The sequence below is a fragment of the Candidatus Galacturonatibacter soehngenii genome, assembly GCF_008830185.1.
GTDB classification, from domain to species: domain Bacteria; phylum Bacillota; class Clostridia; order Lachnospirales; family Lachnospiraceae; genus Lachnotalea; species Lachnotalea soehngenii.
Genome location: NZ_WAGX01000005.1, coordinates 16,998 through 32,441, shown reverse-complemented (window position 1 = coordinate 32,441; position 15,444 = coordinate 16,998). Strand labels below are relative to the sequence as shown.

Genomic DNA, 15,444 nt, shown 5'->3' with positions numbered 1-15,444 from the left:
AATAGGATGAAGCTACCAAATGGATTAGAGTTTCCAGATTATGATGAGGAATATATGTTATTTGGCATGATGTTTGTATTAGGCAATAAGTTGCAGGTAATTGGTGATAGTTTTTACGATGAGATAACAACGAAACAATGGTTTGTTCTTTTAATGCTTGAAGTTTTTGGAGATAATCCTCCCACCTTAAGCGAGCTGTCATCGGCAACTGGAAGCTCACATCAAAATACAAAACAAATTGTCTTGAAACTTGAAAAAAAGGGATATGTTGAATTTTACACAGATACAGAGGATAAGAGAAAAATGAGAATTCGAGCAACTGCTAATTGTAATGAATTAATAAAAAAATACAATGGTAAGCAAAAGGAATTTATGAAAAAATTATTTGATGGAATTGAGACGGAGAATATCAAGACAGCTTTAAAAACATTGATTCAATTTGAACAAAATCTGGAGGATATAAAAAATGAAAAAGATAGTAATCTATAGTTCAAAAACTGGATTTACAAAACAGTATGCAAATTGGATTGCCAAAGAATTAAACTGTGAGGCGATAAGTCTTCATGAAGTAACAAAGGAATCATTAAAGCCATATCATACCGTCATATATGGTGGCGGTATTACGGCAGGACAGATTGGTGGATTGAAAAAGTTTAAGAATATCATGTTAGAACATTCGGATAAACAAATCTTTGTTTTTGCTACTGGAGCAACTCCAATGGAAAACAAAGAGAACTTGAAAGGGATAATAAATGCCAATTTTACGCAAGAAGAAAAAGTAAGAATTCCATTTTATTATTTTCAAAGTGGTATTAACTACGAGAATATGAAGTTAGGTGGAAAAATGGTTCTTAGAATACTTGCTGTTATGCTCGAAAAGAAGAAGAACAAAACAAAAGATGAGATAGATTTGATACAGGCACTTCGAAAATCAAATGATTGCTCAAATATAAGCCATATAATTCCCTTGGTTGATAAAGTAAGGAGAGAATCAAATGAAAAAACAAGTGCTTCGTGAAAATATAGTGATTATATCAGATGATTCAAGACAAAATGTAGGAAAACAACTTTATGATACTTTATGTAAGCAAAAGAAAGAGGTTCAATACATAAGTATAGGAAATGTGAATGTGAAACCTTGCTATAATTGTGCGGGATGTACCTATAAGACATATGGTAAATGTGTTGTTCAAGATGATGGAGATTACATATATCCAAAGCTATTAAATGCAACAACATGGATAATTGTCACACCGCTTATGTGGGGGACTTATTCGTTTCAAACAAAAAGGGTATTAGATAAGGTAGCACTCATTGGAGATAGACATTATTATGTTAGCAAAAAAGAGTTGGTAAAAAGAATGCAAGGCAACATGAAAAAATACTTTGCAATTGGTATAAAAGATGAATGTAGTTTAGAAGAAAAAGAGACATTCACAAGTCTGATAAAGGAAAATATTACAATAATGAGTGTGACAGGAGAAGCTTTTGTACTGAGGGAAGATTCAAGTCAAGAATCGATATTACAGATTGCACGGGAGGTAAGTAAATGAATCAGACTGTGATTATCAATTTAAGTCCAAGAGAACAAGGCAGCAGTAGTATGCTTTCGTACATGTGTAAAGAGTACTTGGTTTCAAAAGGAAAACAAGTAAAATTGTTTCATTTATACAAAAGTATTCAATCCATTGATTTGCTGTTAAAAGAAATAAAAGAGGCGGATACCATCATCCTAAGCGGTCCAAGTTATATCAATCATTTTCCAGCGGATACAATCTACTTGCTTGAAAAACTCAAAGAAAACGAAGCTATTTTTCATAACCAAAACGTGTATGGAATTATTCAAGGAGGTATGCCCTACATACATACACACGAATCAGGGGTAAAGACACTTGCATTATTTTGCAAAGATGTAGCGATTTCCTATAATGGTTCTTTTATCATCGGATTTGGAGCAATGTTAAATGGGAAACCGCTTAATCAATTAGTGAATGGTAAAAAGGTAGAGAAAAACTTTAATCTGTTTTTACAGCACATTCTAAGGGGAAGCAGCTCACCAGATAGCCTTTATCAAAATTGTCAAATAAAAGTGCCAGGGTTTCTATATGTAATGTTGTCAAAAGTTATGAATACAAAGATAAACAAGGAATTAAAAGAAAAAGGAATTGATTATCAACAAGAAAGTCCTTATTGGCAAATAGGAAAAGAGCAAAATATGCAATAAAAGGGTAGAGTGCCTACCCTTTTAACTTTTATATCCACCCTTTCTGTAATCTCTAGGCGAGATATGATTAATCTTTTGAAATACCCGATTGAACTGCGAAAAACTAGTAAAACCACAAGTAGTCGCAATATCCGTTATTTTATCATTTGTGGTGACAAGAAGATGCTGAGCATGCTTAATACGAGTCATTTGAATGTAATTAGACACAGTAAAACTTGTTACCTTCTTAAATTGGTGTGATAAGTAATAAGGGCTTAAAAAAAAGCGTGTGGCAAGTGAATTCAAGCTTAGGTCTTCATCAAAATGACTGTGAATATAAGAACTCACTTCGTACATTTTTTGTGTCGATGGAGTACTAATCTCTTCGTTACGATAGATGTTTTGATCACGAAAACGTAGGATTGAATTCAAGAAATCAATAAATTTTGAATGTATAATCAATTCATTTAATTCAGAATGATTGAAGTCTTCTTGCTTTGAATAAAGAAATATCTCATTTAATTTCTTGTGTAACATCTCTTTTTGTTCCTGCGAAAATCGAAAAACAGAAACCTCATCATAAAAAGGCTTTAGTAAACTAGAATAACCATTTGGAAGACCAAATAGATTTTGGGGAAGCATAAAATTGATTACTAAACGTTTACTAGGCGAGCCTTCGTTATATATTGATTTATGAAGACAATAGGGAGGAATCAAAACCATATCCCCCATTTTTAAATGAAACGAATTACCTTCTATTAGATGATCCGCTTGAGGCGCGAGTAGTATGAAAATTTCATAAAATTGATGAAAGTGCTGAAATTCCATATTAATTGCTGAATATCTTTCGTCATAATCAAAATAATAAAATAGATTATTAGGTAAATCGTTAATAATAATACTATGTTTTTTCTCATATAAAAGGGAGTCATCAATTAGCATAAAAAGTAATTCCTTTCTCTAAAATATTGCATATTTTGTGTATATATAAATATATTGTATTACTTGTGAACAAAAAATGCAATATATTATCTTGAAAATGACAAAAAATATGTAGTATATTAAGGTTTACTTTATTATAATTAAGAAAAACAAAGAAGTAATAAACATAAGAGTTATTATGTTTAGAAAGGACACAAAATGAATCAAAGCGCTGAAAAACAAATTAGCGAAAAACTTGTTAGACTAATTGATAGTTTTCAAGAAGTACTATATGAAGAAGATGAAGAATTTCTTGAAAACATGAAGACAAAAAATTTAGCAGGTGATGATATTTGCAAATATCAGTTCTGGGAATGGACGCAAGGTGTTGGATTATTTGGATTCTGGAGATACTTTGAATATACAAAGGATGAAAAATATTTAGATATTTTAATACGCTACTATGATAGGCAAAAAGAAATTGGTTTTCCTGCTAAAAATGTAAATACAACAGCACCAATGCTTGCAATGTCTTATTTAGCAGAATATACACAGAATGAAACATATAAAGAGATTTGTGATGATTGGGCAGAATGGGTGTATAAAGAAATGCCACGAACCAAAGAAGGAGGGATTCAACACATCACATCGGATTCCTTAAATGATCAGGAATTGTGGGACGACACCTTATTTATGACGGTTTTATTCCTTGCTAATATGGGACGCATCAATAACAATAAAGCATATATTGAGGAAGCAAAATACCAATTCTTAATTCATACAAAGTATTTAGCGGATAAAGAAACCGGATTATGGTTTCATGGATATACTTTTAATGGAAATCATAATTTTGCCAAAGCCTTGTGGGGAAGAGGTAACTGTTGGATTACAGCAGCAATACCAGAATTTCTTGATATGGTTGAATGCGATGAAGCAACAAAAAGATTTCTTCAAGAAGCGTTACGCGCTCAAATTGAAAGTTTAGTGAAATACCAGAATGAAAACGGTATGTGGCATACATTGGTAGATGATGAAACTTCTTATGTAGAAGCAAGTGCTACTTGTGGCTTTGCTTATGGGATTTTAAGAGCCATACAGATGGGAATCGTTGATGAAAGTCTAAAAGAATGTGCTGGTAAGGCGTTACATCCGATTCTCTCCTATATAACAGAAGATGGCAAAGTCAATCAAGTTTCCTATGGAACTGCAATGGGAAGAGAAAGCAAAGATTTTTATAAACGTATTGAAATAAAATCTATGCCATATGGACAAGCATTGGCGATTTTATTTTTAATAGAAGCAATCAAAACACTATAAGTATATAGGAGGAAAAGAAATGAGAAAGAGTTTAAGTAAAGTATTAGCAGCTACACTTAGTGCTGCAATGGTATTTGCAATGGCTGGATGTGGATCTTCAGACAAAGCAACAACGGATAACACAAACCAAAGTGCAACAGAAGGTACAAGCGAATCTAGCGAAACTGGTGAAGTAAGAGGAAAGACTATGAAAGTCATGATTTCTGAAGAACCAAGTACAGATAATGCCTTAAAGAATGCTTTGGACAAATGGGCAGCCGAATCAGGAAATACCTATGAAACTATTATCTTGTCCAATGATGATCAAAAAACTAAGTTTACATCAATGGCAAAGAATAACAGTTTACCAGATTTGATTTCTACAGTAGGTATTCATCAGTTATACCCAGAAGAATTTGTTGATGTAAGTACAATTGTTGATATTAGCAAATTTGAGCAAACTCCTTTAAATATCATCGGAAAAGCATTCACAGAAGATGTATATTCAGGATTACCAGTACAGTTTACAACAACTTGTTTCTATTACAATGAAGACTTGTTTACACAGGCTGGAATTGAAGCTCCAACTGCGGAAAATCCATGGACACTTGATCAATTATATGAAAACGCAGCATTGCTTCAAGAAAAAACTGGTGTAAAATATGGTTTTGCAGCAGATGTATCCAGAGCAAGATATGACATTTTAATGTATGCAAATGGTGGAAAATTAGTTGAAAAAGATGGTGATACATTTAAAATTACATTAAACAGTGCAACAAACGTAGATACATTAAATCAGTTTGTAAAAGCAAACGAAGATGGTGTTATGCCTAAAGCCATCTGGGCTGGAGCAACCACTGATAATCCAGTAGAATACTTTAAAAATGGTGATGCAGCAATTCTTTTATCTGGATCATGGAACTACAATACATTTGCAAACGAAATTTCTAAATTCCAATATGGAATTATGACTTCACCAACAGGTAGTGCTTCAAGAAGTGCAATCATTGGTGGTGGTGCTTTGGCAGTACCAAAGAATGGAGAAAATTCTGATGTTGCAATTGATTTCTTAAAATGGTTGTATACAGATGAAAACTTTAAGGCTTATTTACAAAACGACAAAGGTCTTTCTTCTATGAAGGGAATTATTTATGAGCCAGAATCAGATAAGGCAAGAATTGATTATGAAAAACTTCAAGATGAAGTAAATCAGGTTACTGAAACATTTGAAACAGATGAAAGCTCATCATGGAGAGTATACAAAGATGCAGAATATAGAGATACTCTTAAGAGAGCAGTAAGCGGTGAATTGACTGCACAAGAAGCATTGGATTCTTTTGCAAAAGAACTTTCTGCAGAATCAGGATGGTCAATTGCTGAATAAAAAGTGATAAAGATTACATGTATTAAGCTACTGAGATGAATCAGTAGCTTAATATTAAATCTGTATGGAGGATTATGAAATGAATAAAAAGAAACAGGCATTTTGTCATACAAGAGCATTTTGGATGTTTGTAGCGCCTGCATTTATATTATTTACAATATTTTTCTTAGTTCCTTTGGTTTTAAGTATAGGGCTTTCCTTTACTAATTTTGATGGATGGAAAAAGATGGATCTTATTGGACTTAAAAACTATATAAAGATTCTAAAAGACATAGAGTTTTATAAGACCATGATAAGAACTTTTATTTATACAGCGGTAAATTTACCATTTAAAGTAATTCTTCCTTTATTAGTAGCTGTTTTAGTTACTTCAAAGCTACTAAAGGGTACAACGTTCATACGAACAGTAGTTTATATACCAGTATTACTATCAGCATTGGTTGTAGGTATTACGATTAACTGGATGTTTGGTCAGGAATATGGTTTGATTAACTTTCTAATTCAAAATGTTGGTGGTACACCACTTGAATGGGCTCTTAATTCTAAATTGGCTACGTTTGTTATTAGCTTTGCGTCAAACTGGGCATCAATTGGGTATTTCATGATACTATTTATTGGTGGGATTAACAATATTCCAAGAGAATTATTTGAAGCAGCAAATGTAGACGGGGCATCAAAAGTACAAGTGTTTTTCAAAATTATGCTACCAATGCTTTCCCCAACGATTTTTATTGTTTTGTTGTTATCAACAGTAAATTTATTAAAAGAATACGCATTGATACAAGGTATTTCTCTTGGTGGACCAGGTACATCAACAACATATATCATTCAATATATGTTTGACCAAGGATTTAACCAATCCAAATATGGCTATGCATCTGCAGTGGGTGTTATAGTAAGTTTTGTATTTATCATTATTACCATTATTCAGTTTAAATTCACAAAGGGTGGAGGTGAAGTATAATGAAAGGACATAATAATACATTAAAGAGCGCAAAAAAAACGCAACAAACACAAAGTATTCTTGTAACAATACTAGGATTTGTAATCGCTTTTGTTATGATTTTCCCAATTATTTGGTTGTTTTTAAGTTCCTTCAAATCATCAAGTGAATTATTTGCCTATCCGCTTCACCTGTTTCCAGAGAAGTTTTCAGTTGCTTCCTATGCGAAAGTAATCCAGAATGGTTTTTTTATCTATGTAAAAAATAGTTTATTTTTAGCAGTTGTTGGTACATTAATAACAGTTATCATTAGCGCAATGTGTGGCTATGCCTTTGCAATCTATCGTGGAGAAATAAAATACACGAATAAGGTGTTTGGAATTTTTCTTTTGGGAACGTTAATTCCAGGTGAGATTTTAACGATTTCTCAGTTTACTGTAATTAGTGAATTAGGTCTTTATGATAATGTTTGGGGAGTTATTCTTCCAGTTGTTACAACGACTACAGGTATTTTCATGTACAGACAGCATTACATGTCAATTCCATTATCACTTGTTGAATCAGCACGTTTAGATGGAGCGAGTGAATTTAAAATTTTTAAAGATATTATGCTTCCACTTGGGTCATCTGTTACGGTTACGTTAACAATCTTCTCTTTCTTGTGGAGATGGAATGATTATATTTTACCATTGATGGTTTTATCAGATCAAAAGAACTTTACCATTCAGATTGCAATTAAGAGCTATATAGGAACAATGGGTGTTGACTGGAACTCTATTCTTGCTGCTTCTATTTTATCTATTTTACCAGTCATTATATTATTTATTATTCTTCAAAAATATATAACAGGTGGAATTGCTACAACAGGCGTAAAGGGCTAAAAAGGAGAGTATCATGTATGAGATAACAAAAAGAATAGAAAACCTATTAGGCACTCTGCAAAATGAAATCAATTCGGATGAAATTGTTATCCATGATATTCAAATGAAAAAGCTTGGAATGAATGAACGAGCTACTTTCCTTGAAGATGAAACAGGATATCAAAGCTTTAAGACAGGAGATAGATTTGGAGAATTAGATCAACACTATTGTTTTAAAGCAACGATATGCCCACCAAAAGATTTTGTTGGGAAAAGAGTGGTTTTACAGTTAAAGACAGGGGCCACGGACATCTGGAATACAGATAATCCACAGTTTATTTTATATATCGATAAAAAGATGCTATGTGCACTTGATATGAATCACTATGAATGTGTTCTAAGTGAACAGGCAGAAAACAGAGAGTATCATATTGCTTTGTATGCTTACACCAATACATCCCAAAAAGATGTTGCCCTTGATTTAAAAGTTGCAGTGCAACACAAAGAAGTACAAAAGCTTTATTATGATTTACTCGTGCCATTTGAAACTGCTGCTTTACTAAAGGATTCAAATGACTTGAAGTTTGATATGCTTAAAGCAATCAATGATACTATGAATCTCATTGATTTTCGAGTGGTGCCATCTGATGGATTTTATCACTCGATTTGTAAGGCGAGAGATTATTTTCAAGAAAATTTTTATGAAAAAATGTGCAAAGCAAATGACGTTACAGTCTATAGCGTAGGACATACACACATTGATATAGCATGGAAATGGAGAGTAAGACAGACCAAAGAAAAAGCAATCCGAAGTTTTTCAACGGTATTGTATTTAATGGATCGGTATCCAGAATATAAGTTTATGTCAAGTCAACCAATCTTATATCAATTTGTAAAAGAAGAGGAACCAGAATTATATGAAAAGATAAAGGAACGTGTAAAGGAAGGTAGATGGGAAACGGAAGGAGCCATGTGGCTAGAAGCAGATTGTAACCTATCTTCAGGAGAATCCTTAATCCGTCATATTATGTATGGTAAGAAATTCTTTAAAGATGAATTTGGCAAAAAAGATAATGTAATTTTATGGCTTCCTGATGTATTTGGGTATAGCGCAGCTCTTCCACAGATATTGAAAAAATCTGGTATTAAATATTTTATGACTACTAAAATTGGCTGGAATGAATACAATAAGATTCCAAATGATACATTTCTTTGGAAGGGAATTGACGGAAGCGAAATACTTACCTATTTTATTACCACCAGAGATTACATGACAGATCCAGAGTTAAATAAAAATCCAGATATTAGTACAACATATAATGGATTACAAAATCCTAGCCAGATTATGGGTACCTGGCAAAGATTTCAAAATAAAGACTTAACAAAGGATGTTTTAACTTGTTATGGATATGGAGATGGCGGTGGTGGTACAACTCCTAAAATGCTAGAGCAAAGCAAAAGGCTAATAAAAGGGATACCAGGTTGTCCAACTGTAAAACAAACATTTGCAAGAGAATTTTTCGAAAAATTAGAGGCAAATTTAGCAGGAAAACAAATACCAAAGTGGTGTGGGGATTTATATTTAGAATTTCATAGAGGAACCTACACTTCAATGGGTCGAAATAAAAAGAATAATCGTAAGATGGAATTTGCTCTTATGACAACAGAATTCTTTCAAACACTAGCTTTTATAAAAGACACTTCCTTTGCGTATGCCAAAGAAGAACTAGAACAAGCATGGAAATTGTTATTATTAAATCAGTTCCATGATATTTTACCTGGAAGTTCAATCAAAGAAGTGTATGAAGACTCTGATATTGATTATCAAAAAATAGATGATATTACAACAAAACTTTCAAACCAAGCGCTACAAGTAATTGGCATGAATTTAGATTATCAAGAGTCCAAAGAAAATATTATTTTTGTTTGGAATCCATTAAGTATGGTAAGAAACGAAACGATTTGTCTACCAAAAGGAATAAAAAATGTAGCTCATCATGGGAAAAAATTAGTGACACAATATAGTGAAGAGGGTTACCTTTGCCATGTAGCAAATATTCCAGCTAATGGTTATACCGTTCTTACTTGCTTAAAGGAGAGAGAAAACGAAATAGCGTTAGTGAATGAAAGTGATATCAAAGAATTTGAAACAAAGTATTATAAGGTATGCTTTAATGAAGTGGGTGAATTAAGCTCCTTATTTGATAAAACAGCAGAGAGGGAAATCCTTAGAGATGGTGTTTGCTCAAATCAATTACTAGTATATGAAGATCGACCTTATGAATTTGATGCTTGGAACATTGATTCTTTTTATAAAGAGAAGTGTTATCCAGTCAATGAAGTACTTTCTTGGTCGGTACAACAAGGAGAACTACAGACAAAAGTACTTTGTAAAAAGAGGTTTTTAGATTCTACGATACAACAAGAAATCATTTTTTACACAAACTCAAAGAGAATTGACTTTCATACGAACGTAGATTGGAAGCAGGAACAGCTTTTATTGAAGGCAAAATTTGCATTGGATATTGAGACAACAAAAGCAACTTGTGATATTCAATTTGGAAATATTGTGAGAAATACACATAAAAATACAAGCTGGGAAAAGGCACAGTTTGAAGTATGTGCACATAAATGGGTAGATTTATCAGAAGCTTCCTATGGAGTCGCTTTGATCAATGATTGTAAGTATGGTTATAGTTTTGAAGAATCAGACATCAGTATCACGTTAATTAAGTCTGGAATCTTTCCATATGCGGATGCGGATAAACAGATGCATGAGTTTACTTATTCCTTATATCCACATGAAGGTGACTTTAGAGGTGGCAGGGTAGTTCAGACCGCATATGAGCAAAATGTTCCATGTAAGGTTATATTGCAGCCAGCGTATATAGATGCAAAAGAGTTTTCCCTTTTTGGAGAATTACCAGATCATGTCATTTTGGAAAGTATAAAAAAAGCACAAGATTCGGATGAAATTATACTTAGGTTCTATGAAGCATACGGAAAAAGGGGTAAGGTGAATCTTGATGTGAATCAGCTAAGTGCAAAGGGTGCTTGGCTTTGTAGTATGCTAGAAGAAAAAGAAACAAACCTTTTAATTCATGAGAATCAAATAAATTTTGAAATAAGGCCATACGAAATCATTACGATGAGTATTGAGCGATAGTGAATAAATAGGAAACAAGTTTTATATACAAATGAATGATTACGAGAAAGAAGAAAAAGAAATGTCTAATAAAAAAGAAATCTTAGCTTATGTGAGTATGTCTGTTATCATGATTGCACTTGGAGCAAGTGATGCGATGCGTGGTATTTTTGCACTTGTTTTTGAAAAGCACTTTGCTTTAACCAATACACAGATATCTTTGATTGTAACCATAAGTTATATGGGAAATCTAGTATTTTTACTGGTTGGTGGAAAGATTGCAGATCGCTTTCATAAAAAGGCTGTTTCCTTAAGTGTTATGTGTATTTGGTGTCTTGCAGCATTATTATATCTAGTAACGGATAATTATTATGCATTGCTTATTGGAATGTTTTTTACTATGGGGGCATCTACCTTAATGAATACATTAATCAATATTATGACCCCTGTTTTGTTTGCTAGTGCACCTGCAATGATTATTAACACTTTATTTTTTGTACAAGGGATTGGAACAACAGGTAGTCAGAAGCTAGCAGGAATGTATGCTTCTGATATCAATTCATGGAAGATTACCAATGCGATTTTAATTGCGATTGCAGTTATTGGTATTATATTGTTAGCGTTTACACCAATGAAAGAGCCTAAAAGGCAGCAAGCGAATGCTTCTAAGAGTAAAGGGTTTAAAGAAGTAGTTCAAAATCCAGCTTTTTTCTATTTGATTTTAATACTAGGGTGTTATTTTGTTGCCGAGCATGGAATGCTTAACTGGTTTGTGTCCTATGCTTATAATAAATTAGGCTTAAGCATGAAACAAGCATCTACTTTTCTTTCTTTGTTTTTTGGTGGAATTACAATCGGAAGACTTATATTTGCTCCATTGATAGCAAAATTTGGAATACAAACAAGCATCAAGGTGTTTGGTGGTGTTGCTACTTGTTTTTATGCAATAGGAATTGTCTTGGGGGCAAAAGGGGTATTTATACTTAGCATTACGGGAATCTTTTTTTCCGTATTGTATCCGACTTTAATTATGATGATTCAAGGTTACTATGACTCAGATATTGTTTCAACTGCAACAGGTAGTATTATCAGTGTAGCAACTATATTTGATATTGTATTTAATATTGCATTTGGATATATTATCGATAAGATAGGCTTTGGAAAAGGATTTATGATTTTGCCGATTACGATGTGTATTTTTTATGTTATATTTCGAATTTTTGACAAACGAGTAACTGTGATAGGAGAGAATAACCATGAAATTTATTAAAGCAACAGATTATATGGATATGAGTAGAAAAGCAGCTAATATCATTTCGGCTCAGATTATTATGAAACCTAATTGTGTTCTTGGGCTTGCAACAGGTTCATCACCTATTGGGATATACAATCAACTTGTAGAATGGTATCAAAAAGGTGATTTGGATTTTTCGCAAGTTACCACAATTAATCTGGATGAATACAAAGGCTTATCCAAAGATAATGAACAAAGTTATTATCATTTTATGGACGAGAAGCTATTTAGCAGAGTAAATATAAAAAAAGAAAGAATCTTTTTACCAAACGGTATGGAAAAGGATAGCACAAAGGCTTGTGATGACTATAATAATATAATTGAAAGCTGTAAAGGTGTAGATTTGCAGCTTCTAGGCATAGGTCACAATGGCCACATTGGTTTTAATGAACCAGGAGAAGAGTTTAAAGCAAAAACACACTGTGTTGATTTAGCCGAATCTACAATCATAGCCAATCAAAGATTCTTTTCTACGATAGAAGAGGTTCCAAAGCAAGCTTATACAGTAGGGATAAAGACAATTATGCAAGCTGAAAAAATTGTTGTGGTGGTAAGTGGTGAAGAGAAAGCCGAAATAGTGAAAGAGGCATTTTTTGGACCAATTACTCCTAAAGTGCAAGCATCTATTTTACAGCTTCATAATGATGTAACCATTGTAGCGGATGAGGCAGCATTATCTATGATAGAATTGTAAGGAGTGTAAAGAATGAAAAAATATACGATAGGGGTAGATATCGGAGGCACGAATATTGCAATTGGATTTATAAATGAAGATAATCAGCTGGCATTAAAGGATTCTGTAGAAACACCAAAAAGAGGAACAGCAAAAAATATCATAGATAGCATTGTTTTTCTAATTCAAAAGATGGCAAAAGAATTAAATGTTTTAAAGGAAAATTTCGATTATATAGGAATCGGTGTTCCAGGAACTGTGAATAAAGAAAGTGGAAAAATTGAGTTTGCCAATAATCTTTCTTTTCATGATGAGGATTTAATGGGAATGTTGAAAAAACATTATCCTGGCATACCAATGGCAATGAATAATGATGCAAATGCTGCGGCATACGGAGAATTTGTTGCAGGTGTTGGCAAAGAGGTTGATTCAATGATCATGGTGACTTTAGGAACTGGAATCGGTGGCGGAATTATTATTGACCGTAAACTTTATGAAGGCTCTAATTTTGCTGCTGGAGAATTAGGACATTTTGTTATCAATTGCGAAGGAATTCCTTGTAACTGTGGTAGAAGGGGATGCTTTGAAGCGTATGCATCCGCCACTGCATTGATTGAGCAGACCAAAACTGCTATGAAAAACGAAAAAGAATCCTTATTGTGGGAAATGTGTGACTATAATTTGGAAAAGGTTGAAGGTAAAACTTTATTTGACTGTGTACGACTATTTGATAAGACAGCAGAAAAAGTATTAAATCAGTATATTTATTATTTATCAGTGGGAATCATTGATATCATCAATATATTTCAACCAGATATGGTCTGCATAGGAGGAGGAATCAGCAAAGCAGGTGATTTGATTTTAGATGGATTAAAAGAGAGAGTCCAAAAAGAAGATTACGCCAGAACCTCAAAAAAACAGGCTAAAATAGTATTTGCACAACTGGAAAATGATGCAGGAATTATTGGAGCAGGTTTACTTGCAAAACATTTCACGAACTAACACCCTAAATGGAGGAAAACCTATGAAAAGATATATGGAACATATCATACGATCTGCAGAAGCCAGAGTGGATCACTTTTTAACGGTTCAGGTAAAGGACAAAACAAAAATGGATTACGGCGCTATGAAAGGTGAGATATATGAGGCGAAGCCAACGATATATGCCATGTCAGAGGCAGCAGCAGTATACTGCAATGCTAGTAGCCGATATTTTCATGATACCACGTTAAAAAACGCCATGAATTTGGCACTGGATTTTATTGCAAAGGCGCAAAGAGAGAATGGAAGTTTTGATTATCCAAGCTGTAACTTTAATTCAGCTCCAGATACTTCTTTTTGTTTTAAACGCTTAATTGCAGGGTATCGTGTCATTTTAAAATATGAACCAGAAGAAGTGGAGCTACTTGGTAAATATAAGACAATTTTAGTTCGTTCACTCAATGCGTTGGTGGAAGGTGGCTTTCATACGCCAAATCATAGATGGGGAATCACTGCGGCATTAATGCAGGGAGTAAATCTTGTAGATGATGCAGATTTTCAAGAAAAACTAACCTTGCGTGCCAAACAATTTCTTGCAGAAGGAATTGATGGAGACGAAGAAGGAGAATATGCAGAGCGTTCCACAGGAAACTACAATGCAGTGGTAAACAATGCTATGATGGCAATGTATGAGGAAAGTAAGGACGAATATTATCTTGGATTTGTGGAACGAAATCTTAAGATGATGATGTATTATTATGAGCCAGACGGAACCATATTTACACAAAATTCAACAAGACAAGATCAAGGAAAAGCGGCCTATCCGAATCAATATTTCTATCAATATTTATATATGGCAACCAAGTTACAGGATCCTCTTTTTGGTAATGCAGCACATAAGATTATTAAAGATAATCAAGAAAGAGGAGAATTAGCTCCACCTTGTCTTTACACCATTATGCTTCATAAAGAGATGGAAGAATATGAGTTTAGTGGCTATGGCTTCTTAGATTCCTATCGCAAACATTTTAAAGAAGCTGGTGTCATGCGTGTGAAAAACGATACTTTTGGTTATAGCCTGTTAAAAGGGAAAAGTGCATTTGCTTTTATGAAATTCAAAGATACCTTAATTTATCTTAAAATTGGAGAAAGCTATTGTGACATTCGAAATTTTATTCCACAAAAGTTTGAAGTAAAAGATAAGGAATATAAATTAAGCTCAGTTGCAAAGGGCTGGTATTTTCTTCCGTTTAAGGATAAACAAGATACAACAGATTGGTGGAAGATGGATCACTCCAAAAGAGAACTGCAAATTAGCAGTGAATTAAAAGTAGAGGTTACCATCAAAGAATTAGAAAATGGATTAGAGTTTAAGGTAAATTCCATTGGACTTGATATGTTACCACTTCGTGTTGAAATCTGTATTCCAACAGGAGCAATCATAGAACATGATACATTCTATATGAAAGCAGAAAAAGGCAGTGGAATGGTATTAAGAGATGGTTATGTTACCATGCATCATAATGACCAGACAATTAAAATTGGACCAGGATATGGAACACATGAATTTGGTGGGCACTATTCTGGAGAAGAATTCAACGAATCAGGATATACCATTTATTTAAATGATTATACTCCTTATGAAAGAACTTTTACAATTACTTGTGAGTAATGCTTTTAGTCAGTAAAAAAAGCCTGTGCATGCAATGCATAGGTTTTCTTTTTTGCAAAAAGTAAAGCATGT

The 15,444-nt window shown here is 33.3% G+C and carries 14 protein-coding genes; 13 read left to right on the top strand and 1 reads right to left on the bottom strand.

Translation table 11 applies throughout. The features are described from left to right. The first annotated feature begins 6 nt into the window (after positions 1-6). The 4 genes from F7O84_RS07510 to F7O84_RS07495 are packed head-to-tail and all read left to right on the top strand — an operon-like array spanning position 7 to position 2,224. A complete protein-coding gene (locus F7O84_RS07510) occupies positions 7-489 on the top strand; it encodes a MarR family winged helix-turn-helix transcriptional regulator (RefSeq protein ID WP_151143822.1) in 483 nt (160 codons plus the stop codon). Beyond that, positions 467-1,018: a flavodoxin domain-containing protein gene (locus tag F7O84_RS07505; protein ID WP_151143820.1), complete on the top strand. Its 552-nt coding sequence runs from the start codon at positions 467-469 to the stop codon at positions 1,016-1,018. The genes F7O84_RS07510 and F7O84_RS07505 overlap by 23 nt, the downstream gene beginning before the upstream one ends. Next, positions 996-1,553 (top strand): flavodoxin family protein, encoded by a 558-nt coding sequence (locus F7O84_RS07500; RefSeq protein ID WP_151143818.1) that lies wholly within the window; start codon positions 996-998, stop codon positions 1,551-1,553. The genes F7O84_RS07505 and F7O84_RS07500 overlap by 23 nt, the downstream gene beginning before the upstream one ends. Then, positions 1,550-2,224 carry a flavodoxin family protein gene (locus F7O84_RS07495; protein ID WP_151143816.1) on the top strand — a complete coding sequence of 225 codons (675 nt, stop codon included), beginning with the start codon at positions 1,550-1,552 and terminating at the stop codon, positions 2,222-2,224. The genes F7O84_RS07500 and F7O84_RS07495 overlap by 4 nt, the downstream gene beginning before the upstream one ends. Positions 2,225-2,245: 21 nt before the next feature. Here the strand turns inward: F7O84_RS07495 and F7O84_RS07490 are convergent, their stop codons facing one another. Continuing rightward, a complete protein-coding gene (locus tag F7O84_RS07490) occupies positions 2,246-3,145 on the bottom strand; it encodes an AraC family transcriptional regulator (protein WP_151143813.1) in 900 nt (299 codons plus the stop codon). Between the two features lie 198 nt (positions 3,146-3,343). On the opposite strand from F7O84_RS07490, the gene bglB reads away from it, so the two are divergent. The 9 genes from bglB (at position 3,344) to F7O84_RS07445 (ending at position 15,372) form a co-directional block, all read left to right on the top strand. Beyond that, the gene (gene bglB / locus F7O84_RS07485; protein WP_151143810.1) at positions 3,344-4,441 is read left to right on the top strand and encodes a beta-galactosidase BglB; all 1,098 of its coding nucleotides are present in this window, start codon (positions 3,344-3,346) and stop codon (positions 4,439-4,441) included. A 19-nt stretch (positions 4,442-4,460) separates the two neighbouring features. Then, positions 4,461-5,804 carry an ABC transporter substrate-binding protein gene (locus F7O84_RS07480; RefSeq protein WP_151143808.1) on the top strand — a complete coding sequence of 448 codons (1,344 nt, stop codon included), beginning with the start codon at positions 4,461-4,463 and terminating at the stop codon, positions 5,802-5,804. A gap of 79 nt (positions 5,805-5,883) precedes the next feature. After that, the gene (locus F7O84_RS07475) at positions 5,884-6,768 is read left to right on the top strand and encodes a carbohydrate ABC transporter permease (RefSeq protein WP_151143806.1); all 885 of its coding nucleotides are present in this window, start codon (positions 5,884-5,886) and stop codon (positions 6,766-6,768) included. Beyond that, positions 6,768-7,628 (top strand): carbohydrate ABC transporter permease, encoded by an 861-nt coding sequence (locus F7O84_RS07470; protein WP_151143804.1) that lies wholly within the window; start codon positions 6,768-6,770, stop codon positions 7,626-7,628. Before F7O84_RS07475 ends, F7O84_RS07470 begins: the two co-directional genes overlap by 1 nt. Before the next feature lie 13 nt (positions 7,629-7,641). After that, positions 7,642-10,773: an alpha-mannosidase gene (locus tag F7O84_RS07465; protein ID WP_151143802.1), complete on the top strand. Its 3,132-nt coding sequence runs from the start codon at positions 7,642-7,644 to the stop codon at positions 10,771-10,773. 31 nt (positions 10,774-10,804) lie between these two features. Beyond that, positions 10,805-12,022, top strand: a complete 1,218-nt coding sequence (locus F7O84_RS07460) for an MFS transporter (protein ID WP_151143800.1) — start codon at positions 10,805-10,807, stop codon at positions 12,020-12,022. Next, complete coding sequence (gene nagB / locus F7O84_RS07455; RefSeq protein ID WP_151143798.1) at positions 12,009-12,740, top strand: glucosamine-6-phosphate deaminase; 732 nt, start codon at positions 12,009-12,011, stop codon at positions 12,738-12,740. Before F7O84_RS07460 ends, nagB begins: the two co-directional genes overlap by 14 nt. Positions 12,741-12,752: 12 nt before the next feature. After that, complete coding sequence (locus F7O84_RS07450) at positions 12,753-13,721, top strand: ROK family protein (RefSeq protein WP_151143797.1); 969 nt, start codon at positions 12,753-12,755, stop codon at positions 13,719-13,721. Positions 13,722-13,743: 22 nt separating this feature from the next. Further along, a complete protein-coding gene (locus tag F7O84_RS07445) occupies positions 13,744-15,372 on the top strand; it encodes a hypothetical protein (protein ID WP_151143795.1) in 1,629 nt (542 codons plus the stop codon). Positions 15,373-15,444: the final 72 nt, after the last annotated feature.

Coding starts and splice junctions, on each gene's coding strand:
- F7O84_RS07510 (WP_151143822.1), top strand. CDS start 7: ATGAAGCTACCAAATGGATTAGAGTTTCCAGATTATGATGAGGAATAT.
- F7O84_RS07505 (WP_151143820.1), top strand. CDS start 467: ATGAAAAAGATAGTAATCTATAGTTCAAAAACTGGATTTACAAAACAG.
- F7O84_RS07500 (WP_151143818.1), top strand. CDS start 996: ATGAAAAAACAAGTGCTTCGTGAAAATATAGTGATTATATCAGATGAT.
- F7O84_RS07495 (WP_151143816.1), top strand. CDS start 1,550: ATGAATCAGACTGTGATTATCAATTTAAGTCCAAGAGAACAAGGCAGC.
- F7O84_RS07490 (WP_151143813.1), bottom strand. CDS start 3,145: ATGCTAATTGATGACTCCCTTTTATATGAGAAAAAACATAGTATTATT.
- bglB (WP_151143810.1), top strand. CDS start 3,344: ATGAATCAAAGCGCTGAAAAACAAATTAGCGAAAAACTTGTTAGACTA.
- F7O84_RS07480 (WP_151143808.1), top strand. CDS start 4,461: ATGAGAAAGAGTTTAAGTAAAGTATTAGCAGCTACACTTAGTGCTGCA.
- F7O84_RS07475 (WP_151143806.1), top strand. CDS start 5,884: ATGAATAAAAAGAAACAGGCATTTTGTCATACAAGAGCATTTTGGATG.
- F7O84_RS07470 (WP_151143804.1), top strand. CDS start 6,768: ATGAAAGGACATAATAATACATTAAAGAGCGCAAAAAAAACGCAACAA.
- F7O84_RS07465 (WP_151143802.1), top strand. CDS start 7,642: ATGTATGAGATAACAAAAAGAATAGAAAACCTATTAGGCACTCTGCAA.
- F7O84_RS07460 (WP_151143800.1), top strand. CDS start 10,805: ATGAATGATTACGAGAAAGAAGAAAAAGAAATGTCTAATAAAAAAGAA.
- nagB (WP_151143798.1), top strand. CDS start 12,009: ATGAAATTTATTAAAGCAACAGATTATATGGATATGAGTAGAAAAGCA.
- F7O84_RS07450 (WP_151143797.1), top strand. CDS start 12,753: ATGAAAAAATATACGATAGGGGTAGATATCGGAGGCACGAATATTGCA.
- F7O84_RS07445 (WP_151143795.1), top strand. CDS start 13,744: ATGAAAAGATATATGGAACATATCATACGATCTGCAGAAGCCAGAGTG.